Source organism: Acinetobacter sp. ANC 5600 (assembly GCF_002018395.1).
Classification (GTDB): domain Bacteria; phylum Pseudomonadota; class Gammaproteobacteria; order Pseudomonadales; family Moraxellaceae; genus Acinetobacter; species Acinetobacter amyesii.
Genome location: NZ_MVKW01000001.1, coordinates 186,983 through 211,694, shown reverse-complemented (window position 1 = coordinate 211,694; position 24,712 = coordinate 186,983). Strand labels below are relative to the sequence as shown.

The following is a 24,712-nucleotide window of genomic DNA, read 5'->3' as shown; positions in this document are numbered from 1 at the left end:
GATAAAATGTGAAATATCAAATAAATTTGTTTTTTTATGTAAGTAAAGCAAGGTATGATTGCTAGCTTTGTAATCGCTGTGGTTTGTGTCACCGAATGAATCAAGAATGTATTACAGGTCTAAGTCAGACTTGGAAAGATATTTGTGATCAATATACTGAAAATGAACATCTTGCAGCTTTGCAATTTATCCAGAAGCATGTTGAGCATTTAGTTACTGTTTTTTATGAACAAATGTCGAGAGAACCAGCGTCAGCTGAATTTTTTAAAGACGATATTATTCAAAAAAGGCTCATCGACACCTTAAGAAAATGGTTATTAGAAACATTTAATGTTGCACTAAATAATGATTTTGAAATTTCGGTTAAAAGGCAGCAAAAAGTTGGAATGGTGCATGCGCGTGTCGGCATTCCGTCATGGTTGATTATGCGTGGTGTACGTGAAATAGAACGTAAAATATTTGAAATTTTAGAGCTAAACCATACGCAAAATATTCTCCATATGTGCAGTTATATTGTACAAATTATCGGATTTAGCACAGAAATTATGTGCCGATCTTATGAGATCAATACGGAAAAAAAGCAAGAAACCAAGCATAATTATCGCTTATTTTCAGCGATGCAAGATGTTGCAGTGCATAAAGATAAACAACGTGGTTCATTGCTCAATTGGGAAAATGAATTGATGTTTAAAATCTTTTCGGGAAATGTCAGTTTTTATCATTCCTTACTTTCAAAATCAGAATTTGGATTGTGGTTTATTCATAAAGCGGCATATGCTTTTTCGGGTTCAGATCAGGTTCAATTAATTATTGATCGAATTTATCAAGTGGATGAGCTAACGCAGCAAACCACACAAATAACGGATAAAGATCAACTGCAACATTTGATTCAACAGATTCGAGACTTAAATCGTGAAATTCAGCATTTAGTCGATCAATTATTTCAGGTGGCTGAATATATTGAGTCAGGCAATGATTCTTTGACGCAACTCCTAAACCGTCGTTATCTTAGTACTATTATTTCACGTGAAATTACTTTTGCACGTCAAAATAAAACGCCTTTGTCTTTGCTAGCCTTTGACGCGGATTACTTTAAAATGATCAATGATAAGTTTGGTCATGCGGCAGGTGATCTTGCACTGAAATTTATTGCCGAAGCTTTGCAGCGTTACAGCCAAGGTAGCGATTATGCATTCCGTATTGGTGGCGAAGAGTTCTTGTTACTCTTGGTGGACACCAATGTAAACCGTGCGATGAAAGTTGCAGAAAATATTCGCCAATATATTGAAAATGGAGTGATCCGAACAGTACAAGGTCAGCAATTTAGTTTAACCGTTAGCGTTGGTTGTGTGCAGTATAATGGTCATCCTGACTATCAACGTTTACTAGATGCTGCCGATATAGCACTCTATGCTGCCAAGAATACTGGTCGTAACCGTATTTACGTTGCTAAAACTGATCAGCAAACAAGATCATCTTCATCCTAAATGGATATTCACTTAATTTTGCTTTGTAGAAAATCTAAAAATTTTGCTTTTTGCTCTACATACTTGGGATGAACTTTAGCTTCATCCCATTTTTGTTTAAATACTCGTGCAGCAGCTGCTTTGACGGGATCCTCTTTTTGTCTTGGAAGCTCTTCGCGTCCATGTGCACCACTTAATCCTTTTTTATCATTAGGGACTGGCCCCTCATATTTTTTACCACCTTTATGGTTGGCATAGCGACGTGCACGTGTAAAACCCATCTGCAAAAATTTACGTGCCATATCTGCACCGACAAAATCTTCAACGTCTAAATACTCTTCAAAAAGTTGCCAAATTTTGGTACTACTTTCGATGGCTTTTTCTTCATTAGCAAATCGCCAATAAGGCAAAATTTCAGATTTATAAGGCTCTACGAGTAATACACCTTGTTCGCCACGTCCAATTCTATAAAGTTCAGGGTGTTCGCGAAAATTTATCTTTTTAAAATCTAGACTGTAATCAAAACTATTGGAATGAACGCGTGATACACGCTTAGGTGTGGGGATGGATTTCTTATTCATATTCACTCCATTACAACCTTACTCTATTTCAAGCTTAAGCTAAAAAAGTAGCCCCATGGGGCTACTTTTTATTTTGTCTTTTTGCTGGTGGATTTGGCTTTGGTTGTCTTGGTTTTTTCTCCCTTAGACTTGCTTGCCTTAGCATCCGTTTTCTTTGCTGTTGAAGATTTTTTTGTTGCTTTCTTCTCAGCTTTTGGCTTTTCATCTTTAACTTTAGTGCTTGTTTTTGATGTGCTGGCTTTTTTAGGGGCCTCTTTTTTGTCAGCTTTAGATTTCGGCGAACTTTTAGTTGACGCAGATTTTTTAGCTTTTACTTTTTCATCTTTAGTTGCAGCTTCTTTTTTAGAAGTGCTGTCCTTAGATTTTTTTTCAGCAGTTTTCTTTGTTGCTTTGTTTGAATCTTTACTCGATGCTTTAGCTGATTTTTTTACTTTATCCTCATTCTTTTTTGCAGTTTTTGCCGTAGTTTTCGCTGTCTTTTTCTCATCTTTTTCAGTTGTCTTTTTTGCGGCTACCATAGTGATCACCCTTAGTTAGTAAAAAAAAGAAAATAGCAATGAATCTAAAGGATTCATCTTGTTTTCAATGTACGGACTAATCTTGAATATGGGGGGTGAAATCATGTTATGAAATGTTTAATTTATGAACAGAAATACATTAAGTAATTGATATTAATTTTATGCTGTAGTTTTGAGTTACAAGTCTTACAGCACGGTTACAAACAATATTTTTAAAAGATATTTTTTCAAAATAAATATTTTGGGCGATTAAACTTCTACAACCACATAGTATTTTTTGACGGCTTCGACAACTTCAAACTTGCCCTGAAACGATGGGGGAATAATGCCCGCTTGGCCAGCGGAAACCTCGATATATCCGCCTTGTTGATCATGAATACGTACTAATCCTTCAAGGATAGTAAAAAACTCTTGTTTGTTCGGTGCAAAGACAATATTCCATGCGCCAACTTCACATTGCCAAATCCCGCAGTCCATATTGGGGTGTACATACAGGCTTGCAGTTTCACGTTTAGGATTGCCCTGAACCAAACGGTCTGGGCGAGGGAAGTCTATGCTGTGTTTGGCTTGCGCTAAACCCTGACCGGCAATATATACATCTGACATGATTCATCCTGAAAATAGTGCTTTGCTATCAAAGCAAACGATTTGCGACATTAAAACACTCATAAAAAAAGCCTCAAGAGTTTGAGGCTTTTTTTATGAGTGCTAACGCTGAATGTTCTATTAATGGCTTTCTGGAACTGCACTTAAAAATTCACGACGTTCTTCTTTATTGGTTTTAAAGTCACCGACAAAAGAAACGGTACGTGTTGTAGACTCTTGTTTACCTACACCACGCATCATCATGCACATGTGAGCTGAATCAATCACCACAGCAACACCACGCGCACCAGTCACTTCAGCCACTGCTTCAGCAATCTGCTGAGTAAGGTTTTCCTGAATTTGTAAGCGACGGGCAAACATTTCTGTAATACGTGCGAATTTTGATAAACCTAAAACATTGCCTTCTGGGAGATAAGCAATATGTACACGGCCATAAAAAGGCAATAAATGGTGCTCACACAATGAATAGAATTCAATATTCTTAACTAAGACCATTTCACGGTTATCGGATGGGAAAACCGCATTGTTGGTCACTTCTTCAAGTGTCTGGCTATAACCAGAAGTAAGATATGAAAAAGCTTTAGCAGCACGCATAGGCGTATCTTTAAGACCTGGGCGATTCAGATCTTCACCAACGGCAGTTAGGATATTTGCGTAGGATTGCTGCATAGACATAAGACGTGTTCACTTACACTGAGAGATTGAACAAGGACGGCATTGTAGCAGAAAACTATTACAATGCCTTCTTTTGGAGTTAAATCCGATTATTGTTTAAACTGTGGGTTCTTTTCTGCACGTTTAAGCAGAACCAGGACAGCACCTGTTCCGCCTTGTTTTTCTGGGGCGCTCACAAATGCCAATACATCACGGTGTTGACGTAACCAACTATTTACATAAGTTTTTAAAATTGCTTCTGGTCCTTTGCCATGCACAATTTTAATGACGTTTTGATTGTCATCTTTCGCCATTTGAATAATTTGCAGCACGGCAGAACGGGCTTCTTCAACAGTGCAACCGTGTAAGTCGACTGCTTCGAACCAACGTAGATTACCAGCTTTTAAATCTTCAAAAACTTTATGTTGTAAGGTTGCAATGCGATAGCTTAAAGCAGCTTGACTGGCAACAGGGTTGAGCATCGCTTGCGTATCAGAAAGTAATGCATCATCTGTTTCCATAGGACCAATTGCAGCAGCACGTTTAGCCAACGTTTGCGCATCAGGTTTTTTACGACCCACTTTTTCCATTTTTGCAATATTTCCTGCATTCATTTTTTGAACACCTTGCATTTGCTTTTGGAAAAGCGCGAAGTCTTCTTCCTGCTCTTGTTCAACAGTCTTTGGCGTTGGCTCAGGCTGTTTAGCAATCGTTGAGGAATGTGGATTCGTAATTTGCTTTTTAAAAGATTTCAGTAGGTTGTACTGATCTTTTGAAAGCGAAGAATCGTGTTTGCTCATAATGAAAAAACGGGAAATATACAAAAATTTAGAGCAATTATAGCCTTAAATGGCACTGATTTGAACTGGAAAGACTTTATATAAAGAAGATCTCTTAATTCATTACAAGTCCTATTTGGGCTTCAAAGTTGAATTAATTAATTTAATAACTTTTTTATTTTTATATTGTTCTGCAAGAGCTAATGCTGATTGTTCTTCATTAAATTTAGAAATACACACGATTTCGGTTGAAGCGCCTTTTTCAAGTAAATAAGAAATTATCTGATATTGATTTAGGCGGATAGCTTTACCTAATGGGGAGCATCTAGTGAAATAATATGTTTGTGGTTCAACTTCATCTACTACAAGTTCATTTATTTTTCTCAGCTTCATTTTTTTGATGAAAGAAATATCTGTGTGCTCGATAGCCGCCATAATTAAGGTGGTATCATAAAATTCATTGTTTTCACCAAAATTTAAATATTCAAGATACAAACTTTTGGCTTTTTCATAATTATCAATATCATTTTTCTGTGTCAGGTTCTTTATCGCATTTTGGAAAAAATCATTCATATCATCAAAATCATTTATTGCTGCATGGAACATGAATATATTTATTAAATATGGCTCATCAGCTAAATTCTTTTTCAATAAATGAGGGGTATCTTTATAAAAAATCTGTTCAAAATGATTTAATTTTTCCATGGAAATAGGGTGAGATTTAATATTGATTGGTTTTGATAAAGAATTTTATGTCCTTTAGACATAGAAAAAGAGATTGAATTTTCAATATTCTTGTTTTTAGTATTGATTGAGTAATTAATGACTATTGGTAAGCCTTGATAACTAATGATTTCAATTTGATTATTATTGAAATCATAATTTTTGCCCTTTAGCACGTTAGTATTTATATTTGGAAAAATTTGATTTAGGTCAATCTGCGCAGCAATGATGCCTTCGGGCATAGTGGAAATATTAAAGTAGAGGATATGATTTTGGTCAATATGATACGGTGAGCCAGTATAAAGAGTTATATTTTTTTGCCCAACTTATCTGGTGTAGTGAAACCAAGATTAATGAAATGAATAGAAGAGTAGAAGAAATAATCGACTTCATTATTATTAATTCTCTATTGAATAAAAATTATAAAAAGGATGTGTAATTTTTTTAATATGGATGCAAAGTAGAAAAAGGGTGAGCGAACTCACCCTACATATTTCATTTATATTTTATCAGGCACACCAAACAGCTCCTTAAACGCCTGATCAGGGCGTGGCTGCTTCATAAAACTTTCACCGACCAAGAAGGCATGAATGTCATGTTCTTGCATCATGGCAACATCCGCAGGTGTTGCAATACCGCTTTCTGTGACCAGCAGGCGAGAAGGCTCAAGTAACTTCTTCAAACGTAATGATGTATTGAGGTCAACATCAAAGGTTTTTAAATTACGGTTATTGACGCCTAGTAGACAGTTGTCAGAAAGACGCATTGCACGCTCAAGTTCTTCTTCGTCATGTACTTCAACCAACACGTCGAGATTGTGCTCAAAAGCAGTTTTCGACATTTCTTCGAGTTGTTGATCAGACAAACAAGCCACGATTAATAAAATACAGTCCGCATGTAAAGCGCGTGCTTCAATTACACCATAAGGGTCAATTAAAAAATCTTTACGTAGCGCAGGTAAGTCACAGTTCGTACGTGCAATCTGAATGTTTTCATCGGCACCTTGGAAAAAATCCACATCGGTGAGAACAGACAAACATGCCGCACCAGCATCTTGATACTGCTGCGCAATTTCAGCAGGGTTAAAGTTTTCACGAATGATGCCTTTCGATGGTGATGCCTTTTTAATTTCAGCAATCACCCCCGGACGTTTAGAGCCGAGGTTTTGTGCAAAACCTCGAACAGGTGTAGCTGTTTGAGCTAGCTCTTCGACATCTTTATAGCTACGTTGTTTAAGACGGGCTGCAAATTCTTCTTTTTTACGGTCAACAATTTTACCTAAAATTGTATTGGCTATATCTACCATGATTTGAGTCCTAATCTTAAGCTTCGTATTCTTTTAAAGTTTTCGTAAATTCAGACAAAATGCCCATTTTCTCTAGTGCTTGACCGCCATAAATAATGTCATGTGCTAATGCAACACCTTGTTTATAGCTATTGGTTAAGCCTGAAACATAGATACCGGCACCTGCATTTAGGGCAATCATATTCGCGGCTTTATCACCGAGCGCAGATTTGTTTTTACCTAAAGCATCTTTAATTAATTTTAGACTTTCCGCAGCACTATCTACAGATAGACCTGTTAAGGTTTGCGATTCGATATCTACAGCTTCCGGTTGAATTTCCCATTCAGTGACTTCGCCATCTTTGAGTTCTGCAACATAAGTACTTGATGCAAGGCTAATTTCATCTAAACCATCTTTAGAATGCACCACCAAGACATGTTCTGCACCGAGTTGTTTTAAAACTTCAGCCATAGGACGACATAATTCTGTAGAGAAAACACCAATCACAAAACGTTTTACGCCGGCCGGATTCGTAAGCGGGCCAAGTAGGTTGAAAATACTACGGAAGCCCAATTCTTTACGTGGACCAGCAGCATATTTCATGGCTTTATGATGATTAGGTGCAAAGAGGAAACCCACGCCCATTTCACGAATACAGCGTTCAGTTTGCTGCATGTTAAGGTCAAGGTTAATTCCTGCTTGTTCTAAAAGATCAGAAGAGCCTGATTTTGATGAAACACCACGACCACCATGTTTAGCAATGGTTGCACCTGCTGCTGCAATAACAAAACTAGACGCAGTAGAGACGTTAAATAAGTTTTGACCATCACCACCTGTACCAACGATATCCACCAAATGTGGCAGATCACTGACATCAATTTTGATCGCAAACTCACGCATTACACGTGCTGCGGCAGTGATTTCATCAATACTTTCACCTTTTTGGCGTAAGCCCATCATCAGTGCGCCAATTTGAGCATCGGTTGCTTCACCTTGCATGATGGTGCGCATCACTTCTTCCATTTGAGGTTGAGTGAGTTCAATATTTTTCGTGATGTTATTTAAAGCTTGTTGAATATTCATAATATTTTTTGCACTCGATTATGCGTAAATTTCTAAGAAGTTTTTAAAGATTTGATGGCCATGTTCACTAAGAATCGATTCAGGGTGAAACTGCACGCCTTCGACAGGCAATGTCTTATGTTTGACTCCCATGATTTCTTCCATCGTGCCATCTTCTTCATTGGTCCAGCAGGTCACTTCTAAACATTCTGGCAAAGTCGCTTGATTAATCACCAAAGAGTGATAGCGAGTAGCGGCAAATGGAGAAGGGAGGTTGCTGAAAATGCCTTGATCGCTGTGATACATGTCAGATAAACGACCGTGCATCACTTTTTTAGCGCGAATAATATCGCCGCCAAAAGCTTGTCCTATGGCTTGGTGGCCTAAACACACACCCAGTAAAGGAATTTTTCCCGCAAAGTGTTGAATCGCAGGAATTGAAATGCCTGCTTCACTTGGCGAACAAGGGCCAGGACCAATGACTAAATACTTCGGTTGCCATCGCTCGATATCTTCCAATGTCACGGCATCGTTACGTACAACTTTTACTTCCTGATTTAACTCGCCAAAATATTGGACGATGTTGTAGGTAAAAGAGTCATAATTGTCGATCATTAGAAGCATTTTGGATGTAAACCTCTGATTTTTATTGTGGTAATAATTAATTAATATAATTGTTACTCACAATGTTACTCACATTAGAATTTTTGCTTAAATTTAGCGCAATTAAAAAAGCCGCTAATTTAAGCGGCTACTTTATCAGAGTTTGAGGGCTGTGTGACAACTTCATTTACATAGCTATTCAGCCAGTAACTTAGTTTTCCATCCTTATTTGGTTTTTGGATCACACCATCATTAATACGAGAATAAAGAGAGGGGATTGAGATATTTAATCGTTGGGAAAACTCTCTCACATTTACTCGACGCTCATCCTTTTTTTGAATAGCTTTTTTTAGCTCTTGCATTTCATTAAAGATAGCTTGAAGCAATTCATGTTCAGCATTGGATTTCATCAAGACACCTCCTTCAAACTTTCCATCACATTTCTAGGCAACCCACTCAAATAACAACTAAACAAGTGGTATAGCTCATCCGCATTCATTTCATTTACTTCGATCATGCCACCTGTGCCATTCACTACGCGCTGACGTGACCAACCACGCATATTGAACGTAAACTCATTGTCGTAATCGACTGCATTCACAAACGCATTAAACAGTCCAATTTCCTGCGCATCCCAGTTTTCAAAGTAGGGCATGTCTTTTGACGTTAAGTTGTCAATTTGGAGCTGGGCGAATTGAGGTTTTGTTAATTGAATTTCAGTCATTGGCTTATTCCTTATGTTCAGTGCGAATATCAACACCACAAAAAGGGCAAAAATTTAAAGCAACGCGATTCTTTTTGAATCGACCAGCTACAATTTCAAGCCGACATGAATCAATGTCACGTCTACTCATGGTTAGACCCTGAATGTCGCCATATTGATTGCGAGTCACCTCACTGAGAAATTCGCACATTTCAACCCAGTTACCAGTATTTACACACTGTTCTTTTTTAGCTTCAGTCATTGGCTGGCTCCTGTGTTTCCTCTACGTCATTTAGATCGCCGCCACATCGAGGACATGAATCATGTTCAGTTATTTCTTTTAGAGCAACCCATTCACCACAAACCATGCATTCGGTACACTTTTTATCGGGATTTGCTTTCTCAAAATTAGACCAAGCTTCACCCAAACTATCATTTGCACAGTCCATGCATTCAAAATAAACGTGACAATCATCACAGATAATCATGCTTTCAACTTTTTCTGCACTGCCTGTTTTTTCGTTACAGACTTCACAAACTTGTTTTTCAGTCATTGGCTGACTCCTGTGGTTTCGGCGGTTCAGGCAACATTCCCCAGTGACTAATCAACTCCTGAATAAGCGCCTCACCTTCAACTGGATCTGAAAATCCAAAAGGTGATTGCCAGTCAGCAGTAATTTGCTCGCCGCTGATAAATATTTGATAGCGACCATCAATACGCGGTGACTGCTTTGTGTAGTCAATCCATTCCAGCACCGCTTGGGCTTTGGATCTACCTAACCCAATAAGCCAAGAGTCCCATGCAACCTGAGTTGGTTCATGTAAATATTCATCACACTCATCAACTTCAAAACCATATCCAGCAAACTCAACAAGACCAGTGTCAGTCAGATGGTGCTCAAACGCTTCTCTTTCTTTTTGAATATCCATCACGCCACCTCGACTTCACGTTTATTACGGGCAAACAATGCGTATGCATCATCTTCACCAAAATGAATATCAATTAAAAAGAAACCATTTGGAGCAATTGGGTCCCACTTGGTGATATCACAATCATCCATCATGGCTTCCCAATCGTCACCGTTTACACAACCTTCCATCCATAAAGTCACTGTATCAATGTTGAAGTGACGCTTTAACTCATCCCAATCTTTTTGATCGATCCACTCAGCATCTTCAAATTTTTCAGCTAAATATTTTGCATACTCAGGATGAGTCCAAGTACCCATTTCACTACGTACAATTTCAGCCGGTTCTAATTGTTTTACTTCCATTACGCCACCTTCATTATTTGATTAGCCACGACACGCGCTAAATTTTCATTCGTTTCATCTGATATAGCAGGGCTGCGCAAGTGCATTTCATATTCATCAAATAACGCTTGGCATGCAGAATTACCCGTTAAATCATTCTTTACAAACACATAGCTCAAAGCCTTACGTGTGCCTTTTCCACTAAAAGTGCAGCTACCATCTGCAAGGACTTTCTTCACATAACCGAGCTTCTCTAACCAAATTTTGAAGCCGTCGGCATGTTTATTTTTGATGCGGAAGATCATGCTGGCACCTCATATTCTGCGTTGAGCTCAGCCATTGCTTTATCAACGACAATGTTGAAATTAATAACTGCTTGCTCAACACCTGCAATGTCCAAATCTTTCGCAAATACCCGAATAATCACAATTTGCAGATGCTCAGGCAGGCGAGGGTCAAAGCTAATAAAGTCACACCATTTGCGACGAGTACACGCCAATTGCCAAGTAATCTGCGGGATGTATTCCGCAGGCACTTCTTTAGTGAGTAACGTGTTCAAATGAGTTGTTGTAGCAGGGCACTTAACCTCAATTTGACCATCTAAATTAATTAATCCATCAGGCGATGCACCGCTTAATTTAATGACCGGGTGATCAACTAACCCCGTGCCTTTAACAAAATTACCCGTCTCATTTTCATAAGCGGCAATCGCATTTTCTTCCTGATCTATACCCCATTGCATTGCTTTTGAGGTTGGAGTTTCCTCCTGAACGCCAGTAATGCGCTCAGAAAGAATTGTTAATGTTAGGGCGTTGTATTTCTTGCCTTTAACTGGTTTTGCGCCAATATCTTTAATGCGGCTTGCAGTCACTTTGCCGCAGCGATCTGCAAACCAACCTTCACTACGCTGGAGAATGGTCATAAGTTTCCCCTTGTCGTGCTAATGCTTGATCAGCTAGTTCAGCTATTTGTTTAAGATTTACTGAATGAGTGGTCCAAAAAATACGTTTGTGTTCACCTTTAGGCAGGTTTGCATACGCAGAGCTCAATCGATCCGATCCATACTGAGCCTCATTTTGAAAATGCGGCAAGTGGTCTGCTTCAAATTTCAAATATTCAGCATTACTTTCAGTAGGGTTTACATCCATCATTGGTGCGTGATCTAGCAGTTCATCCTCTGAATAAACACCCAAAATCACATCAGGGAAGTGAAGGCGTGCCAACTTTTTAGTTGCTAAATATGCAATTTGCTGCTTGGGATCATTCACCCATAATGGCGAATTACGAACAGTACCAACCTGAGCAAATGAAACATCAAGCACGCGTGGATTTGAATCGCCTTTAATAGTTACCCAAGTGCGGACGCCAATATCATGAGCTTTGCAAGTATTACCATCTACCTTTGACCAGTCACCATACCACTCGTAATCAGGACGGCCAACAATAGGTCCCTTAGAGATAATGACCGCATTAATTAACTGAGCTTCATAACCGAGATTTCCGTTCACAATATGGGTTTTTTGAGCCACTGCAAAAGGATTCATATCCCACTGCATAGCTTGCATGGTTACAGCTAGACAATCACCAGGTTGTCCCTGTAAATGTTTTGGCACAGTGATAGTTGCTTTACTCATAAAGTCCGCAAAAGACACCATGTTTTGCATCGCCACTGGATCAAGCACAAGGTTTGAAGTTTGTGAATTTACTGGCAATACTGGATTTGTTTGAGCTACTGCATTCATAATCTTATTCCTTAAAATTTGATCGATACGTGAGGAACTAAGCCTTTATTGATTGCGTTCAGAATGGCTTTACCTTGATCAACACTCACACCAAGATCAGTCAAGCCTTTAAGCGCTTCGCCACAGATTTGCTTTCTGTGCTCAACATCAGCCAAACGTGCCTCTTCTGCCTTACGTGCAGCCTCAGCCTGAGCAAACTGTTCAGCCTCAATGCGCTTACGCTCATTCTCAGCAGCTTGCACAGCGCGCAATTCAGCAGCCTCTTTTTCAGCTTTTAATCGAGCTTCACGCTGTTCTGCCTCAGCCTTTTCACGCTGTACACGTTCAGCTTCAAAACGTGCTTTTTCCTCCGCTTCGCGAGTAGCTTTTTCAGCAGCTTCGCGGGCAATACGCTCTTCATGTTCACGCTGTAATCGAGCCTGTTCAGCAAGGCGAAGGCGTTCTAATTCAGCCTGTTCGGCTTCGTATTTTTCACGAATGGTCAGGGCGGTGCGTAAAGATTCAAGTGTTTCAAGTTTGGCAAGTTTTGCTTCTTGTTCGTATTCCTCAAAAGAAGAATCAATTACCTTATCTTCAAGCGTTTGAATCGCTTCCTTGATGGTAAAAGCTGTCCACTCGCTATCAGTAGCGGTAGTTAATGAGGCAACCATACGAATAGTTGCAATATGATTTTCATGCTTTGCCAGACGATCCTTTTCAGCCTGTTCCCAAGCATCACGAGGTGCCAAGATTTCATTACGCAGTTCATCAAACTTTTTGACAACTGCAATACGATCATCATCAATAAGCTTGATTTGAGCCTTTTGCTCGGCAACCAATTCCTTGCCACACTTCTCAATAAATGTCTTGGATTTACTAATTTTTAGAGCGAGTGAGCCAATCTGATCTCGTCCTTTTTTAGTGGTCACATCAGGAACATGTGAACGCGCTTCTTGAGCAATGCGCTCGAATAATTCAGCAGTACCGCCTGGTGTGCGAAATGCAGATACAACAATGTTTTGATCCGCGATTTCTAATTCTAATTTCGCATTCATCCGTAAATCTCCTCTGCCATATCCTCAGCAACATAAGTAGCTTGCTGTTCAGATTCTTTTAAAAACTGCTCTTCACACCAATCCACAATCAACACATTCAACGCACGTAACTGCTCAGGAAGTAAGACAAATTCATTGCCTTCTTTAGTTGCCACAGCATCAGTTTTCATTACAGTTACCAGTGTGTTTTCAATTGCTTTAAAAGCAGGGATATCAATTTCATGGTAGTTTTGTGGATCTGAATCACCAACTGCAAAACCTTGTGTGCACTCAAGTAATGGCATGCTGCATTCGATAGACGCATCACTGATAAAGTCGAAGCGATACTGGAGCGTGAATTCAACCTTGCCATCTTGAATAACAATGTCCTCTGCCACTTCAAAATCAGGGAAGACAGGGGCAAGGATTAAAGTGTTAGCCTTGATGTTCATGAATTGGACTCCTTGAGTGAGTCTAGGTAGTCTTTGCGCTCTAGGCCTTGCTTATATCCACGCTCAAAAGTTGCTTTGGTAGCTTCTGCTTGCCCACCAACGGCACCCATCCATGAGATATGCTCAAGAAGATCAAGCAACACTTTATTTGCTTCAGGATTTTTTGGGTTTTGGAAATACTCAGATGAATATTCACAACCATCTTGAGATTCATATTTTAAATTTGCGGAAAACTTTTTAAGACTCATCACACGCCTCCCTTAATTACCACAACAGTCTGACGATCCATTTGCTCCGCGTGTTTATAGAAAGCCATTAGCACCAATCCAAAGAAGATTGAAACAAGTAGGGCGATAGCGAAGAAATCACCAATACGTTTCTTAGCTTTTGAAGGCTTCATTTCTTCAGCTGTAGGGTGTTGGTAAAGACGCGCAGATGTTTGGCTTTTGTTAGAAGTAAACTCTGGTGTATTGCTATGTGAAAATTGTTGTTCCATAATTGAATCACTCACGAGGTTAGGTTGTGGGCCACGCTCCAGGTTGTTACAGCAACGCTGGGGCTTTTTGTTGTCTGTGAGATAATAATGAACCAAAAGTACATATATGTAAAGTACCAAAAGTACATTTATTTGAACTTTTTGTTCATCTTTATGTTTTAATAGACAAAAGAAAACCCATCACAGGGATGGGTTGATTAAGAGATATTTGACTTAAATTAAACTACAACTCCAAGTTTTAATAAGACCTGAGGCCAGTTACCACAATCTAGCGAGAACTTTTCACATATATTTGGAACTTTAAGGTTTCCTTTATGGGATTTCGCATCCCAATTAAACACAGGCGCTTTTTGCTCACACGTTAAAACACAAGCACCCGAGCCAAGATGATGGCTAAGACTAATAACATCCAAGTCAGCGTAATTATCTTTCTTAACATGATGGGAGTCAGAGGAGGCGGGGAACCTTAATAATTGTTTTTTAAGCTCTAGAGTAGAAGCTCCATGCTCATCTGATGTGATTTTTCGAACCGAAAATCTATCTAAGAAATTCTGAAAAATATCCTCATCATAATTATAATCAGAAATTTTTTGCTCTATTTCACTTAAGATAGAGTCACATATAAAGAATTTGACTGTATTAGCAAGCTTAAAGGAGTGCAAAACTCCCCATAATTGAGGAAAGACATCTTCAGGATATGTTCTGTAGCAAAAATCCAATACAGCATTTGTATCTAAACTAATTTTCATCATTATTAGAATACCTTTTGCTGTAATTCTTTAAACGCAGAAGGCTTAGATTTCTTGTGAAAACCCAGAATGTCTTTTGCAATATTTGATGATATTTGATCTTGCCACATTGCACTCATTACTTTCTCAACAAAACTATGCCCAAAATACTTGAGAACCATATTTTCTTTTTTTGAACCAAACCCACCGCCTTCTTTGGGTTTGATATAGTCAAGGTATTCATTTAGCTGATTTTGATTAATCAATCCTAATATTTTAAGCTGAATCGCAATTGCTGCTTTGCTCGCTTTCGTCTTTTTGCGAATAAGTAAAATATTATCTTCAAGATTTAAGGCTTTATTGAAAGACTCATTGACAATTTGTGGGGGAGCAACAACATAGCCAGCCACACGATCGCAGTATTTTTCTAATTTACTGTTAGACTCTAACAAGTGTCCATCAAAAACACTTTCACCTAAGCCTAAATGCACGATCTCATGAATTAATGTGAATAATTTTCTTGAAGGAGACTGGCCTGAGCTAAAAATAGCAATGACTGGAGCTGCACTAAAATATAGACACATGCCATCAGAACCAAACTTCTCTCGCCCTCGATCAATCACAATAACATCCTTGAGTTCTACAATATCTCTCCAGGCATTAAAATAATCATCAGAGTTTTTCGTTTTTTTGCTGTGACTATAAAAGCCAAAATATTCAACGATTAGTTTTGCATCTAGCTCTGGATTCTCACCTGTAAGCTGAAGATTAAACGATTGAACTTCCTCATCTAATGATTCAATAACAGATATATAGTTATCCCTTACCAAACAAAATTCTTGAACTAATGCATTTTCTTTATATTTATCTTCAGAAATATTAACTTGGTTTCTAAATTCAATTAATTCAGGATTATTTCGCTCATAAAAAAAATCATGAGTAGTTAAGTAAACCGTTGGTACATACAGTGCTTTTGCAATATTTTCTAGCTGACTAAGCTTAAAAACATTATTTTCTTCCAAGGCTTTATTAATTTTATTATTGGATATTCCTGTTAAATGGGCGAGCTCATCCGCTGACAAGCTCATGTCAGTCATATAGCGCTGAAGTGCTATGGGTGAGTGCTCAACCAATTGAATAGCCATTAATTCATAAAGCTCCAAATTACATAACTTAATTGTACTAGATTTAGTAAAGAAGAATAGTGTCGATAAATTTAAATTTTAAGAGCCGCATATAGCGGCTTTTATTTCTTAAAATTTTCTATGTAGACCAACAACCTTGCCGACTAAGCGACAATCCTCTGTCAACTTAATGATTTGTTCGGGCCAGTTCGGATTAAGTGGCTGTAAATATTTATCACCACCCTCAATAATTAATTTTTTAAATGTCGCTTCCGTATCTCCGCTACAAGCAATAATCACCAGATCATCAGTTTTTAAATCAAAGGCTTGTATATCAGGATTGACATAAATGCGGTCGCCCGGCTTGAACTCTGGCTTCATAGAATTTCCAACAACAATAAGGCCATATCCATTCTTGCCACACTCCTTGAGTGGAGGGAGATGCTCATCAACTTTTGTGTCTCTAAGGACGGTTTCGATTGGGTCAAAAGATCCAGCAGCCACCCATGAAATAACAGGAACAGGACGACCTTCAAGAGGAATCTTTTGGGATAAATCAACATTGTTATCCAGCTTTACAGGCGCATCTTTCCCCGTAAGGAGCCACTCAACACCAACGCCCAGCCATTTTGATAAGTCAATAATTCTTTTTGTGTCAGGTAAGGCCTCCCCATTTATCCACTTTCCAGCGGCTTTAGGTGTGATTTTAAAATAATTAGCTAACTCAGTCGCCCTTCCACGAACGGGCAAACCTTTCTTTTCGAGCGCTTCATTAAGTCGATCTGAGAATTCAGCCAAATGATCAGTCATTTTTAATTACCTAAGAACCATAGGTTCATATTAATACTTCTTGAAAGAAGTATCAGTTCTTGTTAAAGTTGAACCATAAGTTCATATTGGAGGTTAAAATGAACCTAAAGTCGTGTATTGATGATGCTGGCGGTGTCTACACAGTAGCCGCTTGGATCGGAAAAACTCCAAGAGCTATGTACAAGTGGATTGAGAAGGACTCGCTACCACGTACCGAGTACACCGGACAAACAAATTATTCAGAAATTATTGAGACGAAGACAAAGGGGAAGGTTTCTAAAGAAATACTTCTGAAAGTCGGACTCCCTAAGTAGGTAAAAATTATGAGTCTTGATAAAAAATCTACACATGTTCGCTTGTCTCCTGAGAACCATGAACGTGCAAAGGTTCTCTCAAATATCAAAGGAAAAGATCTTGCCCAGTACCTTGCTTATTTACTCGAAAAAGAAATAGCAGGTGAGTGGCATGTACTTAATTTACAAGCAAAATCATTCGAGCGCTTGGGAGTGTCAGCTTTGTTGCGGGATTTAAGTACCGAGGTTCAATTTCATGAGGGATCGGAAGGGATTTGCAGGGATTTAGGCAAAGAAAAAGCCTGATGGTCAAGATCAGGCTTTTAGTAATTCAAATAACAGGAGTCATTGAATATGAAAACTAATTTAGCACAACAGCCCCAATGGGGCAAATGTCTAAGTCCTAAAAATATTCATTTCATCAGTGGTTTAACCCTTACAAGCCCCTTCGAAGGAGCTTAGAAGCTATGCGCGAATATGGAAAAGTATCACCACACTTTTGGACAGGATCGACTGGTAAACAGTTGAGACAATATCCTGAGTCTTTAGTGGTGTCTATGTATCTAATGACTAGCCCTCACGCAAATATGTTGGGGCTTTACTACATGCCACTTTTATATGTAGCTCATGAAACAGGCTTAGGCATGGAAGGGGCTTCGAAGGGGCTTCAATGGGCTTGCGAAGCAGGTTTTTGCAGTTATGACCACGCTTCCGAAATGGTGTGGGTGCATGAAATGGCTCGCTTCCAAATTGCTGACAAATTAAAGAGTACTGATAAGCGCAGTATTGGTGTTCAAAACGAATACAACTCATTACCTTCAAACCCTTATTTAGCAAGCTTTTACGATAAATACAGTCAAGCTTTTTGCATGACTGAAAAACGTCAAAATACAGTTAAAAAAGTAGTTATAAACGAAGCCCCTTCGAAGCCCCTTGCAAGCCAAGAGCAGGAACAGGAGCAGGAACAAGAGAATACACACACAAACGCGCAAGAAGATTTTTCAGAAAGCGATCATTGGAAACCAGATCTTGAACAACTGGCGATTGCCTTGAGAACTACAAAATATTCTCAACGAGTTTCTGAAATCCTAAGCATGGAAGATTTTCAATTCCATCTTGGGAATTTTAATACTCACCATGAAAACAATCACCAGCTCACTGATAACCAAAAACTTCGGAAGTTTGCACAGTGGATTTTTCAGGAGTTTGAAAAACAATTGGCTAAGGCCGAGCGTGAAGCTAAAAAATCAACAGGTCGTATTCCTGAAAAACAAAACTCACGAAACGTAAACGATGCATGGGGTGAAGTTCAGCAGTATGCACCTGCCAGTGACAACATTGAATTGGAGGATTTGGTATGAACGCATCAATCCTGAATACAAAAATCCAAATGAGCACGGAGTTCTGTGAAGCTCACAAGGTTCAAAAAGTTCGAGTTGGACAAACAGCAATTTGCAAGCAATGCGCTACAGAGATTTTAAACAAAGCTCACAAGGATCACGAAGTCGAAGTAAATCGCATGGTTCGTGAAAAGCATTTTGAAGGGGCTAAGTTGCCATCTCGTCATGCGAATAGCGGTTTCAAAGACTACATCGTAAAAAACATTGGTCAGCAGAACGCCAAGCAACACTGCACAGCATTCACAAAGGACTTCAAGCAAGGCGTTAACCGTAATCTGATCATGGTTGGTCGTACAGGCACAGGTAAAACACATTTGGCATGCGCTGTAGCTCGGAACATCTTGGAATCACGCAAATATGCTCGTTACATCACTTCGGAAGATATGGGTAATGAGATTGCGAATGCTTGGAAAAAAGCAGATGACAATGAATCAAACGCAATTCACCGATTCACTGAATATGACCTGTTAATTCTTGATGAATACGGCTTGCATGACCGTCATGAAAATCGTTTGCAGCTTGTACATAAAGTTTTATATGCGCGTTATGACGCTGCTAAGCCAACCATGTTGATTTCCAACATGACGATGGTGGAGTTGCAAAAGGATTTGGGTGATCGTCTTTGGTCACGGTTTCAACATGATGGCCTGGTGATTGTGGAATGTAATTGGGCGGATCAACGTGTAGGAGGTGGGGTGTGAAGGATCAACATGACAACCTTACGATCGATTGGCTTGAACAAAATAATACAGGTGGTTTAAATGAGTTGGCTCTTTTCGCAGGCGCTGGTGGCGGAATACTCGGATCGCATTTGCTTGGATGGAACACAGTCTGCGCAGTTGAACGTGATGCCTACGCAGCACAAATTTTGGCGCAACGACAAAATGATGGAGTTCTCCCGCCTTTCCCAATTTGGTCTGACGTGTGCAGTTTTGACGGAAAACCATGGCGAGGAATTATTGATGTTATATCTGGCGGATTTCCATGCCAAGACATTAGCTCAGCCGGAAAAGGTGCAGGCATTGATGGAGAGCGCTCGGGGTTATGGGCAGAAATGGCACGAATTATCGATGAAGTACGACCTCAGTACGTGTTCGTGGAAAACTCACCAATGCTTGTTTCCAGAGGACTTACCCGAGTCATCAGTGACCTTGCCGAAATGGGGTATGACGCACAATGGGCACGTTTTTCAGCATCTAACTTTGGAGCGCCCCATCAGCGTGACCGAATCTGGATTGTTGCCCACCCCAAAAGCATCAGACTCAACACGAAAGGATTGTCGATCGGAGAGAAATCGCAAAAACCCTTGCTTGGAATCGACTGTGAAAATGTGGGCTACACCAAAAGCACTGGACGGAAACAAACGTGGTCAAGTGAGCGCGGATCCAAGAAATGGGTTAGCGGGCCAGGTAAAGAATTATCCAACTCCGCAAGCATCAGATTGTCGGGATCGAGGCAATCTTGGTTCTCCAGTGATCCAGCGGAGAATCCAAAAGGGGAAGCAGATCGGACTTTCTATGAGTGTGTCGGACACATCTGGGGCATTGAATCCCAACTGGGTCGAGTGGCTAATGGGGTGGCCCATCGGGTGGACAGACTTAAAGCCATTGGAAATGGACAAGTTCCAATCGTGGCAAAAAGCGCATTTGAATATTTAGGTGGTGCAGCATGAGCATAAGCCAATCACACGGACACATGTTTGAAACAACGATGGATATTCTGCTGTTTATCACATTCAGAGGTAGGGCTACTTATGTGCAAGAAGTGCTTGATAACGTTGTAACCAATACGAGTTATCGAACTGTTCAGCGATACGTAAATTCTTTAGAAAAACTTGGTTATGTGCTCGGAGATGGGAAAAGAAACTCTCCTCAAAGCGTCTTACCAACCGATAAAGCAAAACAACTATTCGGGGTGAAGGGATGAAAGCACAGCAATTTATTGAAGACCATGGATTAGAGCAGGCACGCAATTTATTAGGGATGCTTAAAAATCTTGGTTGTCCTGATGATATGAAGTTCACAGTCATAAATGGGATGTGGCACAGATCAAGTGAGGGGTTTACGTACGATGATCTTAGTGCTGCCATCGCCGACCACGACCGCACTGACAACGTATCAGACATTCGCAATCATATTGCGCCAACGACGAGGGTGATTGAGGGATGAGTGAATTTGAAGAATTTTTTAAAATTAAGTTTCCCAACATTCAAGCAACTATCGATCAAACACATAGTGAAGAATCGATATTGTTGAAAAAAGCTTGTCGAATGATTTGGGACGCTCGTCAGGCGGAGATTGATCAACTTAAAGCGGAAAAAGAGGGGTTGGAGAAAGAGCGGGATGATGCGATTTATTTAAAAAATGAACATCGCAATCGTCGATGCCAATTAGCAAACAAACTCACTCAGAAATCATTACGCCTGACAGATGCTGAAATGGAATACAAGCGAATTAAAGGGCTTCAGGCTAGGGATTGTCTTCAGATCATGCGTTTAACTGCGAAAAATGAACGATTAAACGATGAGCTAAAAGTCCTGCGAGGTGATGGTGACTAGCATCTCACTCGCTGAATATCACGCTAACTATGCGCCTAAGGTTAAACCAAAGTCAGGGCGCAGCAAATACAACGCACAGCGCACTGAAAAGGATGGAATGAAGTTTGATAGCGTCAAGGAATATAAGCGCTATATCGAGCTTACAGCGTTAATGCAAAGGGGTGAAATTTCAGAGCTTAAGTGTCAGGTCAAATTTGTACTGGCACCTAAGGTGAAACTGGAAGGAGAGAAGAGGGCTAAACCCGAATTGAGGTATTACGCGGATTTTACATACCTGAGTAATGGGGAGTTGATTGTTGAGGATGTGAAGTCGCCGGGAACGAGAAATTTACCGAGTTATCGCAATAAGAAACACTTGATGAAAACAGTACACGATATCGATATTAGAGAAGTTTGAGGGATTGGGATGATTTTAATTACTGCGGGCTTAACAGGATTATGGGTGCGTCATCGTCATGAGTTTGGGCATGAGTCACTACCAAAGATTATTCAGATTGATTTTATATTTTGCACAATCTTTATTTTTGGTAAGCATGGTCGCTTCTTTGATTTTATGCGCAAGTATTTTCAGAACTGGGGTGCTGAACAGTTTCCACAATATCGCCAGCAAGTGAAAGCGATTAAATCAAAGGTTCGCGCTCAGGAGAGGGCATCAAGTGAAAGACGCATTAAAAACCTTGAGGCAGATTTACTTAAAAAGACTCAGCAATACAACAAACTTCACAACGACACAATTGAAATTAGAAACCTAGCTTATGCGGTACGTAATTTAAAGAAAGTTGATTTTAAAACATTAGATGAAATTTGAGGGACTAGGGATGAATGCAGTAGCAGAGAAATTTGAACCTTTTGAATGGTTGACTAAGGGAATTACAGCGAAGTCACCAAACTTTGAACCGCAGGCACATGGTACTGGGGAGAAGCCTTTGAATTATGAAGATCGGTTGGGTGCGATTGCGAGTATGGAGACGCAGCTTGCAAAGTCAGTTACAGCGCTTATTGTCTTTGATGGGAAGTGTGAAAGTGATTATGAGTATGTGCGCAATCACTTGGTTAAAATTATGTTGGTCAATGCTAAGGATGATAAGAAGCGCGAGCCTGAGCATATCACTATGAATCACTTGGCATACTTGATTGCCCGCATGGTAATTGACTTTGCTTTGAATCCTGAGCTTGAAGGGAATTTTACAGCGCAAGGTCGATTGTATTATGCGGGGATTAATTCGATGCAGATGACAACTAATGTGTACCGTTTAACTTGGAAACCGTATGAGGATTTAATGAGTTTGGCGCTTGAATCTGCAATTGATGAAGCGTCGAGTGCAATTAAAAAGTACAAGAAAAATACTTACAAAGAATTGCGAGCATAGGGCTATCATTATTCTGATGACTAGGGTATAGTTTTACTATACTGGTCGTATTACGGTTATCCGAGACCAAAAAAGTTTAGTGTGTGTCTTTGTAGGCTTGACGGTCGGCCTCATAGACATGCCTACAGTTTTAACAATAAGCTATATTCTTAGAGCCCTACTGCAATATGCGTCACTTCTATCCACGATAGAATACATTTTTATTAAATTGCAGCTTCTTCATGAATTAAAAGGTAGTACAAGTATGAAAAAAGTTTTATCCCATGGTTACAGCTGGCTAATGTGGCAGTAGGGCTCTAAGATGCAAAAATAGAACTGTAGGGTTTATCTAGAAGAACCAGTTGGCGGTTCGAACCCGCCTGCCACACCATATTCCCAAAAAAGCTCATCAATTGATGGGCTTTTTTGTTGCCTGTAATTTATAAAGGTGCTTATGACGTGCATAAGTGATTTAACTGGAGAGCGTTCATGCCAGCATTTGCGTAAACAGCTATTTAGCTACGCTTAGACCCCGCGAAAGAGGGTACAACCCATGCAGTTCATCGAGCATGAATAGGATATGCAGGAAAGTGAAATCTGAGTTGGGAGTGATGCCCCGCCGAAAAATCAGTACGAAACCGAAAATTGATTAGTAGTGTGCCTATTCACTGGCAATCAAAGTAGGGAGTAGCTATGGACCACGGCATAGATCTACCGTGGTGATCAAGCGCTTATGGCAGAAAGGATTATGCATCGGATTTCTATTCCGACTTACGTGGGTTCGAATCCTACTGGGCGCGCCAATATTCAGGAGATCCACATGCTCCAATTTTTAAAATGCTTATTCGGCTTCCATGGTGCGGTTGAAATTGATCACACGATTGATGGTGATGAGATAAAGGTTTGTCGTAGTGGTTTGAAAGAAATAAAGTGACTTAATTCAATTTAATCGTTAAAACCACTTAGTAATTAATAGTTTATTTTTAAAATGAGTTAGATCTCAAATAAAATACATACTATTTTACCGATTATTGAAAACCTCCACATTTTGGATTTTAAGTTTCGCCCACGTCGACCCCAATGATGTGGGCATTTTTTTGATTGAAAATTGCCGAACGTATTACGGCATACAAAGACCCCTTGCATTCTAGATGTTGAGGGGTTTTTCTTTTCTTATTGGTGGTACCTATGACAGACAAAGTACAGGCAAAACACGACTTAGAATTTTGCAGTGCTGAGCTGTCGAAATATCAGAATCTGAGTCGCACTGGTTTGACGCGAAATGAGATGCTGGCAATTGATGGAATCATGATTAAGCTGAGAGATCGAATTAAGAATTTGCGTGAAGCTTTATATGCGTAGCCCAAAACGACTCGCTGAAATCAGAAAGCTGCCGTGTATTCGATGTGGCAATCCAGATAGTCAGGCTGCTCATTCCAATTCAGCAAAGCATGGTAAGGGTAGATCAATTAAAAGTTCAGACCAGTTCACAGTTTCACTTTGTTTTAAATTCCATGCTGCGTTTGATCAATTCAAGTTGGGCAATCGTGAAGAAAGCGAAAAGCTGTTTGAGCAATGGTTGGTTAAGACTGAGTTGATGATGGGTAAAAGGGAAGAGGTGTTTTAAATTAAATTTGGTATGTAAGAATAAATTAGTTTAAGGTGTGCATCTTTAAATAGCTAAAAGGATTTAGCATGCAAAAAGTTGTTTGTTTTTCTACCAAACTTGATGATTTCGGTGATTATATTTTTGATGAAGAGTTCTTTCCTTCAAATCAATTACCAGCGGAATATGTTGAGAGTAATAAAGGGAGAATGATGAAACTTTTCTCTCAGATTGAAGGTGATATCACTTATGCGATCTATGGGCTTGATAATTTAACACAGTCACAAATTGAGCGAGTTAAGCAAGATTGGTTGAGTTACCTAACCTAACTAACATAACCACCTTCGGGTGGTTTTTTTATGGGAGTAATAAATGAATAAGATTACTCCAAAACTCGACCCCGCAACATTTGTCATCAAGTCATTCGAAGAAGTCGGCAGGGCTATTGCATACATCCACAAACACCATGCGAATGCGCTCAATGATGGCAAGCCTTTAGTTGTTCGGATCAATCAGAAAGAAGATGACCGGAGTAAGGCGCAGAATCGCCTTTATTGGATGTGGATGAATCAGTGGTCCAAGCGTCAGGGCACAGATAAAGACACAGAGCATTTGTATTTTAAGAAACACATGCTTGCTCGGATTTATGCGCGTTATGATGTGGGCCAGTACAGAGCCACGTTTAACGCAGTCAAAGTTTTAAAAGAACAAAATCATCCGATGTATCAACAAGTGGCAGATGGCTTGAATGAATTGATTAGCACAACGGATGCAACGGTCGATCAGTTCACTGAGTACCTGAATGACATACATGCGTTTTGTAATAAACATGGGTGTTGGTTGAGTACGCCAGATGATTTGATGTGGTGTTGGGTAGATAATTAACTTGAACTTATTTAAGATCGAAT

40 protein-coding genes and 1 tRNA gene are annotated in these 24,712 nt (G+C 39.6%); 16 read left to right on the top strand and 25 right to left on the bottom strand.

The window, feature by feature from the left end; translation table 11 throughout:
- Positions 1-95: 95 nt before the first annotated feature.
- Complete coding sequence (locus B1201_RS01095) at positions 96-1,487, top strand: diguanylate cyclase (RefSeq protein ID WP_078191975.1); 1,392 nt, start codon at positions 96-98, stop codon at positions 1,485-1,487.
- Positions 1,488-1,495: 8 nt separating this feature from the next.
- Here B1201_RS01095 and B1201_RS01090 read toward each other — a convergent pair whose 3' ends face one another.
- The 25 genes from B1201_RS01090 to B1201_RS00970 all read right to left on the bottom strand — a co-directional run bounded on the left by B1201_RS01090 (position 1,496) and on the right by B1201_RS00970 (position 16,599).
- Complete coding sequence (locus B1201_RS01090; protein ID WP_078191974.1) at positions 1,496-2,047, bottom strand: DUF4385 domain-containing protein; 552 nt, start codon at positions 2,045-2,047, stop codon at positions 1,496-1,498.
- Positions 2,048-2,115: 68 nt separating this feature from the next.
- Positions 2,116-2,565, bottom strand: coding sequence for a hypothetical protein (locus B1201_RS01085; protein WP_078191973.1), 450 nt, complete (start codon positions 2,563-2,565; stop codon positions 2,116-2,118).
- A gap of 249 nt (positions 2,566-2,814) precedes the next feature.
- Entirely contained in the window at positions 2,815-3,171 is a 357-nt protein-coding gene (locus B1201_RS01080; protein ID WP_078191972.1) for a cupin domain-containing protein, read from the bottom strand.
- 120 nt (positions 3,172-3,291) lie between these two features.
- Positions 3,292-3,840: a GTP cyclohydrolase I FolE gene (folE, locus tag B1201_RS01075; protein WP_171263727.1), complete on the bottom strand. Its 549-nt coding sequence runs from the start codon at positions 3,838-3,840 to the stop codon at positions 3,292-3,294.
- Between the two features lie 95 nt (positions 3,841-3,935).
- Positions 3,936-4,625, bottom strand: coding sequence for a Smr/MutS family protein (locus tag B1201_RS01070; RefSeq protein ID WP_078191970.1), 690 nt, complete (start codon positions 4,623-4,625; stop codon positions 3,936-3,938).
- 111 nt (positions 4,626-4,736) lie between these two features.
- The gene (locus tag B1201_RS17090) at positions 4,737-5,309 is read right to left on the bottom strand and encodes a hypothetical protein (RefSeq protein WP_228144732.1); all 573 of its coding nucleotides are present in this window, start codon (positions 5,307-5,309) and stop codon (positions 4,737-4,739) included.
- 517 nt (positions 5,310-5,826) lie between these two features.
- Positions 5,827-6,633: an indole-3-glycerol phosphate synthase TrpC gene (gene trpC, locus B1201_RS01060; RefSeq protein WP_078191969.1), complete on the bottom strand. Its 807-nt coding sequence runs from the start codon at positions 6,631-6,633 to the stop codon at positions 5,827-5,829.
- 16 nt (positions 6,634-6,649) lie between these two features.
- Positions 6,650-7,696: an anthranilate phosphoribosyltransferase gene (trpD, locus tag B1201_RS01055; protein ID WP_078191968.1), complete on the bottom strand. Its 1,047-nt coding sequence runs from the start codon at positions 7,694-7,696 to the stop codon at positions 6,650-6,652.
- Between the two features lie 18 nt (positions 7,697-7,714).
- Entirely contained in the window at positions 7,715-8,299 is a 585-nt protein-coding gene (locus B1201_RS01050) for an anthranilate synthase component II (RefSeq protein WP_078191967.1), read from the bottom strand.
- A gap of 119 nt (positions 8,300-8,418) precedes the next feature.
- Positions 8,419-8,688 carry a hypothetical protein gene (locus tag B1201_RS01045; protein WP_078191966.1) on the bottom strand — a complete coding sequence of 90 codons (270 nt, stop codon included), beginning with the start codon at positions 8,686-8,688 and terminating at the stop codon, positions 8,419-8,421.
- Positions 8,688-9,002 (bottom strand): hypothetical protein, encoded by a 315-nt coding sequence (locus tag B1201_RS01040; RefSeq protein ID WP_078191965.1) that lies wholly within the window; start codon positions 9,000-9,002, stop codon positions 8,688-8,690. Before B1201_RS01040 ends, B1201_RS01045 begins: the two co-directional genes overlap by 1 nt.
- Positions 9,003-9,006: 4 nt before the next feature.
- Positions 9,007-9,243 (bottom strand): hypothetical protein, encoded by a 237-nt coding sequence (locus tag B1201_RS01035; RefSeq protein WP_078191964.1) that lies wholly within the window; start codon positions 9,241-9,243, stop codon positions 9,007-9,009.
- A complete protein-coding gene (locus tag B1201_RS01030) occupies positions 9,236-9,535 on the bottom strand; it encodes a hypothetical protein (protein WP_078191963.1) in 300 nt (99 codons plus the stop codon). The genes B1201_RS01035 and B1201_RS01030 overlap by 8 nt, the downstream gene beginning before the upstream one ends.
- On the bottom strand, positions 9,528-9,911 hold the full coding sequence (locus tag B1201_RS01025) for a hypothetical protein (protein ID WP_078191962.1): 384 nt from the start codon (positions 9,909-9,911) through the stop codon (positions 9,528-9,530). The genes B1201_RS01030 and B1201_RS01025 overlap by 8 nt, the downstream gene beginning before the upstream one ends.
- The gene (locus B1201_RS01020; RefSeq protein WP_078191961.1) at positions 9,911-10,255 is read right to left on the bottom strand and encodes a hypothetical protein; all 345 of its coding nucleotides are present in this window, start codon (positions 10,253-10,255) and stop codon (positions 9,911-9,913) included. Before B1201_RS01020 ends, B1201_RS01025 begins: the two co-directional genes overlap by 1 nt.
- Positions 10,255-10,539, bottom strand: a complete 285-nt coding sequence (locus B1201_RS01015) for a hypothetical protein (RefSeq protein ID WP_228144731.1) — start codon at positions 10,537-10,539, stop codon at positions 10,255-10,257. The genes B1201_RS01020 and B1201_RS01015 overlap by 1 nt, the downstream gene beginning before the upstream one ends.
- Entirely contained in the window at positions 10,536-11,156 is a 621-nt protein-coding gene (locus tag B1201_RS01010; protein ID WP_078191960.1) for a lambda exonuclease family protein, read from the bottom strand. Before B1201_RS01010 ends, B1201_RS01015 begins: the two co-directional genes overlap by 4 nt.
- Complete coding sequence (locus B1201_RS01005) at positions 11,137-11,976, bottom strand: RecT family recombinase (RefSeq protein ID WP_078191959.1); 840 nt, start codon at positions 11,974-11,976, stop codon at positions 11,137-11,139. Before B1201_RS01005 ends, B1201_RS01010 begins: the two co-directional genes overlap by 20 nt.
- A gap of 11 nt (positions 11,977-11,987) precedes the next feature.
- Entirely contained in the window at positions 11,988-13,010 is a 1,023-nt protein-coding gene (locus tag B1201_RS01000; RefSeq protein WP_078191958.1) for a hypothetical protein, read from the bottom strand.
- Positions 13,007-13,441, bottom strand: coding sequence for a hypothetical protein (locus tag B1201_RS00995; protein WP_078191957.1), 435 nt, complete (start codon positions 13,439-13,441; stop codon positions 13,007-13,009). Before B1201_RS00995 ends, B1201_RS01000 begins: the two co-directional genes overlap by 4 nt.
- Positions 13,438-13,689, bottom strand: a complete 252-nt coding sequence (locus tag B1201_RS00990) for a hypothetical protein (RefSeq protein WP_078191956.1) — start codon at positions 13,687-13,689, stop codon at positions 13,438-13,440. Before B1201_RS00990 ends, B1201_RS00995 begins: the two co-directional genes overlap by 4 nt.
- On the bottom strand, positions 13,689-13,937 hold the full coding sequence (locus tag B1201_RS00985) for a hypothetical protein (RefSeq protein WP_078191955.1): 249 nt from the start codon (positions 13,935-13,937) through the stop codon (positions 13,689-13,691). Before B1201_RS00985 ends, B1201_RS00990 begins: the two co-directional genes overlap by 1 nt.
- A 218-nt stretch (positions 13,938-14,155) precedes the next feature.
- Positions 14,156-14,689, bottom strand: coding sequence for a DUF4411 family protein (locus B1201_RS00980; RefSeq protein WP_078191954.1), 534 nt, complete (start codon positions 14,687-14,689; stop codon positions 14,156-14,158).
- A 2-nt stretch (positions 14,690-14,691) separates the two neighbouring features.
- Entirely contained in the window at positions 14,692-15,810 is a 1,119-nt protein-coding gene (locus B1201_RS00975) for an XRE family transcriptional regulator (protein WP_078191953.1), read from the bottom strand.
- 108 nt (positions 15,811-15,918) lie between these two features.
- The gene (locus B1201_RS00970) at positions 15,919-16,599 is read right to left on the bottom strand and encodes a LexA family protein (protein ID WP_171263715.1); all 681 of its coding nucleotides are present in this window, start codon (positions 16,597-16,599) and stop codon (positions 15,919-15,921) included.
- A 323-nt stretch (positions 16,600-16,922) separates the two neighbouring features.
- Here B1201_RS00970 and B1201_RS00960 point away from each other — a divergent pair, with 323 nt between their 5' ends.
- The 15 genes from B1201_RS00960 to B1201_RS00895 all read left to right on the top strand — a co-directional run bounded on the left by B1201_RS00960 (position 16,923) and on the right by B1201_RS00895 (position 24,689).
- Positions 16,923-17,198, top strand: a complete 276-nt coding sequence (locus tag B1201_RS00960) for a hypothetical protein (protein ID WP_078191951.1) — start codon at positions 16,923-16,925, stop codon at positions 17,196-17,198.
- Positions 17,199-17,359: 161 nt separating this feature from the next.
- Positions 17,360-18,253, top strand: a complete 894-nt coding sequence (locus tag B1201_RS00955) for a hypothetical protein (RefSeq protein ID WP_078191950.1) — start codon at positions 17,360-17,362, stop codon at positions 18,251-18,253.
- On the top strand, positions 18,250-18,993 hold the full coding sequence (locus B1201_RS00950) for an ATP-binding protein (protein WP_078191949.1): 744 nt from the start codon (positions 18,250-18,252) through the stop codon (positions 18,991-18,993). The genes B1201_RS00955 and B1201_RS00950 overlap by 4 nt, the downstream gene beginning before the upstream one ends.
- Positions 18,990-19,964, top strand: a complete 975-nt coding sequence (locus B1201_RS00945; RefSeq protein ID WP_078191948.1) for a DNA cytosine methyltransferase — start codon at positions 18,990-18,992, stop codon at positions 19,962-19,964. The genes B1201_RS00950 and B1201_RS00945 overlap by 4 nt, the downstream gene beginning before the upstream one ends.
- The gene (locus tag B1201_RS00940; protein ID WP_078191947.1) at positions 19,961-20,218 is read left to right on the top strand and encodes a hypothetical protein; all 258 of its coding nucleotides are present in this window, start codon (positions 19,961-19,963) and stop codon (positions 20,216-20,218) included. Before B1201_RS00945 ends, B1201_RS00940 begins: the two co-directional genes overlap by 4 nt.
- Positions 20,215-20,460: a hypothetical protein gene (locus B1201_RS00935; protein ID WP_078191946.1), complete on the top strand. Its 246-nt coding sequence runs from the start codon at positions 20,215-20,217 to the stop codon at positions 20,458-20,460. The genes B1201_RS00940 and B1201_RS00935 overlap by 4 nt, the downstream gene beginning before the upstream one ends.
- The gene (locus tag B1201_RS00930; RefSeq protein WP_078191945.1) at positions 20,457-20,849 is read left to right on the top strand and encodes a hypothetical protein; all 393 of its coding nucleotides are present in this window, start codon (positions 20,457-20,459) and stop codon (positions 20,847-20,849) included. The genes B1201_RS00935 and B1201_RS00930 overlap by 4 nt, the downstream gene beginning before the upstream one ends.
- Positions 20,842-21,246 carry a DUF1064 domain-containing protein gene (locus tag B1201_RS00925; protein ID WP_078192391.1) on the top strand — a complete coding sequence of 135 codons (405 nt, stop codon included), beginning with the start codon at positions 20,842-20,844 and terminating at the stop codon, positions 21,244-21,246. The genes B1201_RS00930 and B1201_RS00925 overlap by 8 nt, the downstream gene beginning before the upstream one ends.
- 9 nt (positions 21,247-21,255) lie before the next feature.
- Positions 21,256-21,657: a hypothetical protein gene (locus tag B1201_RS00920; protein ID WP_078191944.1), complete on the top strand. Its 402-nt coding sequence runs from the start codon at positions 21,256-21,258 to the stop codon at positions 21,655-21,657.
- A gap of 10 nt (positions 21,658-21,667) precedes the next feature.
- Positions 21,668-22,219, top strand: coding sequence for a hypothetical protein (locus B1201_RS00915; protein ID WP_078191943.1), 552 nt, complete (start codon positions 21,668-21,670; stop codon positions 22,217-22,219).
- Positions 22,220-22,925: 706 nt separating this feature from the next.
- Positions 22,926-23,001 (top strand) — tRNA-Arg (locus tag B1201_RS00910).
- A 385-nt stretch (positions 23,002-23,386) separates the two neighbouring features.
- Positions 23,387-23,560, top strand: a complete 174-nt coding sequence (locus B1201_RS16885; RefSeq protein WP_171263714.1) for a hypothetical protein — start codon at positions 23,387-23,389, stop codon at positions 23,558-23,560.
- The gene (locus B1201_RS00905; protein ID WP_078191942.1) at positions 23,553-23,825 is read left to right on the top strand and encodes a hypothetical protein; all 273 of its coding nucleotides are present in this window, start codon (positions 23,553-23,555) and stop codon (positions 23,823-23,825) included. The genes B1201_RS16885 and B1201_RS00905 overlap by 8 nt, the downstream gene beginning before the upstream one ends.
- Before the next feature lie 68 nt (positions 23,826-23,893).
- On the top strand, positions 23,894-24,133 hold the full coding sequence (locus B1201_RS00900) for a hypothetical protein (RefSeq protein ID WP_078191941.1): 240 nt from the start codon (positions 23,894-23,896) through the stop codon (positions 24,131-24,133).
- A 43-nt stretch (positions 24,134-24,176) separates the two neighbouring features.
- Positions 24,177-24,689, top strand: coding sequence for a hypothetical protein (locus B1201_RS00895; protein ID WP_078191940.1), 513 nt, complete (start codon positions 24,177-24,179; stop codon positions 24,687-24,689).
- The last annotated feature ends 23 nt before the right edge of the window (positions 24,690-24,712 follow it).

Bases quoted from the DNA above. Each gene is read 5' to 3' on its own strand.
- B1201_RS00960 (WP_078191951.1), top strand. From the start codon at position 16,923: ATGAGTCTTGATAAAAAATCTACACATGTTCGCTTGTCTCCTGAGAAC.
- B1201_RS00905 (WP_078191942.1), top strand. From the start codon at position 23,553: ATGCGTAGCCCAAAACGACTCGCTGAAATCAGAAAGCTGCCGTGTATT.
- B1201_RS00975 (WP_078191953.1), bottom strand. From the start codon at position 15,810: ATGGCTATTCAATTGGTTGAGCACTCACCCATAGCACTTCAGCGCTAT.
- B1201_RS16885 (WP_171263714.1), top strand. From the start codon at position 23,387: ATGACAGACAAAGTACAGGCAAAACACGACTTAGAATTTTGCAGTGCT.
- B1201_RS00915 (WP_078191943.1), top strand. From the start codon at position 21,668: ATGAATGCAGTAGCAGAGAAATTTGAACCTTTTGAATGGTTGACTAAG.
- B1201_RS01040 (WP_078191965.1), bottom strand. From the start codon at position 9,002: ATGACTGAAATTCAATTAACAAAACCTCAATTCGCCCAGCTCCAAATT.
- trpD (WP_078191968.1), bottom strand. From the start codon at position 7,696: ATGAATATTCAACAAGCTTTAAATAACATCACGAAAAATATTGAACTC.
- B1201_RS01030 (WP_078191963.1), bottom strand. From the start codon at position 9,535: ATGACTGAAAAACAAGTTTGTGAAGTCTGTAACGAAAAAACAGGCAGT.
- B1201_RS00995 (WP_078191957.1), bottom strand. From the start codon at position 13,441: ATGAACATCAAGGCTAACACTTTAATCCTTGCCCCTGTCTTCCCTGAT.
- B1201_RS01045 (WP_078191966.1), bottom strand. From the start codon at position 8,688: ATGAAATCCAATGCTGAACATGAATTGCTTCAAGCTATCTTTAATGAA.
- B1201_RS00950 (WP_078191949.1), top strand. From the start codon at position 18,250: ATGAACGCATCAATCCTGAATACAAAAATCCAAATGAGCACGGAGTTC.
- B1201_RS00990 (WP_078191956.1), bottom strand. From the start codon at position 13,689: ATGAGTCTTAAAAAGTTTTCCGCAAATTTAAAATATGAATCTCAAGAT.
- B1201_RS01080 (WP_078191972.1), bottom strand. From the start codon at position 3,171: ATGTCAGATGTATATATTGCCGGTCAGGGTTTAGCGCAAGCCAAACAC.
- B1201_RS00895 (WP_078191940.1), top strand. From the start codon at position 24,177: ATGAATAAGATTACTCCAAAACTCGACCCCGCAACATTTGTCATCAAG.
- trpC (WP_078191969.1), bottom strand. From the start codon at position 6,633: ATGGTAGATATAGCCAATACAATTTTAGGTAAAATTGTTGACCGTAAA.
- B1201_RS01085 (WP_078191973.1), bottom strand. From the start codon at position 2,565: ATGGTAGCCGCAAAAAAGACAACTGAAAAAGATGAGAAAAAGACAGCG.
- B1201_RS01090 (WP_078191974.1), bottom strand. From the start codon at position 2,047: ATGAATAAGAAATCCATCCCCACACCTAAGCGTGTATCACGCGTTCAT.
- B1201_RS01015 (WP_228144731.1), bottom strand. From the start codon at position 10,539: ATGATCTTCCGCATCAAAAATAAACATGCCGACGGCTTCAAAATTTGG.
- B1201_RS00930 (WP_078191945.1), top strand. From the start codon at position 20,457: ATGAGTGAATTTGAAGAATTTTTTAAAATTAAGTTTCCCAACATTCAA.
- B1201_RS00940 (WP_078191947.1), top strand. From the start codon at position 19,961: ATGAGCATAAGCCAATCACACGGACACATGTTTGAAACAACGATGGAT.
- B1201_RS01035 (WP_078191964.1), bottom strand. From the start codon at position 9,243: ATGACTGAAGCTAAAAAAGAACAGTGTGTAAATACTGGTAACTGGGTT.
- B1201_RS01000 (WP_078191958.1), bottom strand. From the start codon at position 13,010: ATGAATGCGAAATTAGAATTAGAAATCGCGGATCAAAACATTGTTGTA.
- B1201_RS01005 (WP_078191959.1), bottom strand. From the start codon at position 11,976: ATGAATGCAGTAGCTCAAACAAATCCAGTATTGCCAGTAAATTCACAA.
- B1201_RS00900 (WP_078191941.1), top strand. From the start codon at position 23,894: ATGCAAAAAGTTGTTTGTTTTTCTACCAAACTTGATGATTTCGGTGAT.
- B1201_RS17090 (WP_228144732.1), bottom strand. From the start codon at position 5,309: ATGGAAAAATTAAATCATTTTGAACAGATTTTTTATAAAGATACCCCT.
- B1201_RS00970 (WP_171263715.1), bottom strand. From the start codon at position 16,599: ATGACTGATCATTTGGCTGAATTCTCAGATCGACTTAATGAAGCGCTC.
- B1201_RS01020 (WP_078191961.1), bottom strand. From the start codon at position 10,255: ATGGAAGTAAAACAATTAGAACCGGCTGAAATTGTACGTAGTGAAATG.
- B1201_RS01010 (WP_078191960.1), bottom strand. From the start codon at position 11,156: ATGACCATTCTCCAGCGTAGTGAAGGTTGGTTTGCAGATCGCTGCGGC.
- B1201_RS00935 (WP_078191946.1), top strand. From the start codon at position 20,215: ATGAAAGCACAGCAATTTATTGAAGACCATGGATTAGAGCAGGCACGC.
- B1201_RS01050 (WP_078191967.1), bottom strand. From the start codon at position 8,299: ATGCTTCTAATGATCGACAATTATGACTCTTTTACCTACAACATCGTC.
- B1201_RS00920 (WP_078191944.1), top strand. From the start codon at position 21,256: ATGATTTTAATTACTGCGGGCTTAACAGGATTATGGGTGCGTCATCGT.
- B1201_RS00985 (WP_078191955.1), bottom strand. From the start codon at position 13,937: ATGGAACAACAATTTTCACATAGCAATACACCAGAGTTTACTTCTAAC.
- B1201_RS01070 (WP_078191970.1), bottom strand. From the start codon at position 4,625: ATGAGCAAACACGATTCTTCGCTTTCAAAAGATCAGTACAACCTACTG.
- B1201_RS01095 (WP_078191975.1), top strand. From the start codon at position 96: ATGAATCAAGAATGTATTACAGGTCTAAGTCAGACTTGGAAAGATATT.
- B1201_RS01025 (WP_078191962.1), bottom strand. From the start codon at position 9,911: ATGGATATTCAAAAAGAAAGAGAAGCGTTTGAGCACCATCTGACTGAC.
- B1201_RS00955 (WP_078191950.1), top strand. From the start codon at position 17,360: ATGCGCGAATATGGAAAAGTATCACCACACTTTTGGACAGGATCGACT.
- B1201_RS00980 (WP_078191954.1), bottom strand. From the start codon at position 14,689: ATGATGAAAATTAGTTTAGATACAAATGCTGTATTGGATTTTTGCTAC.
- folE (WP_171263727.1), bottom strand. From the start codon at position 3,840: ATGCAGCAATCCTACGCAAATATCCTAACTGCCGTTGGTGAAGATCTG.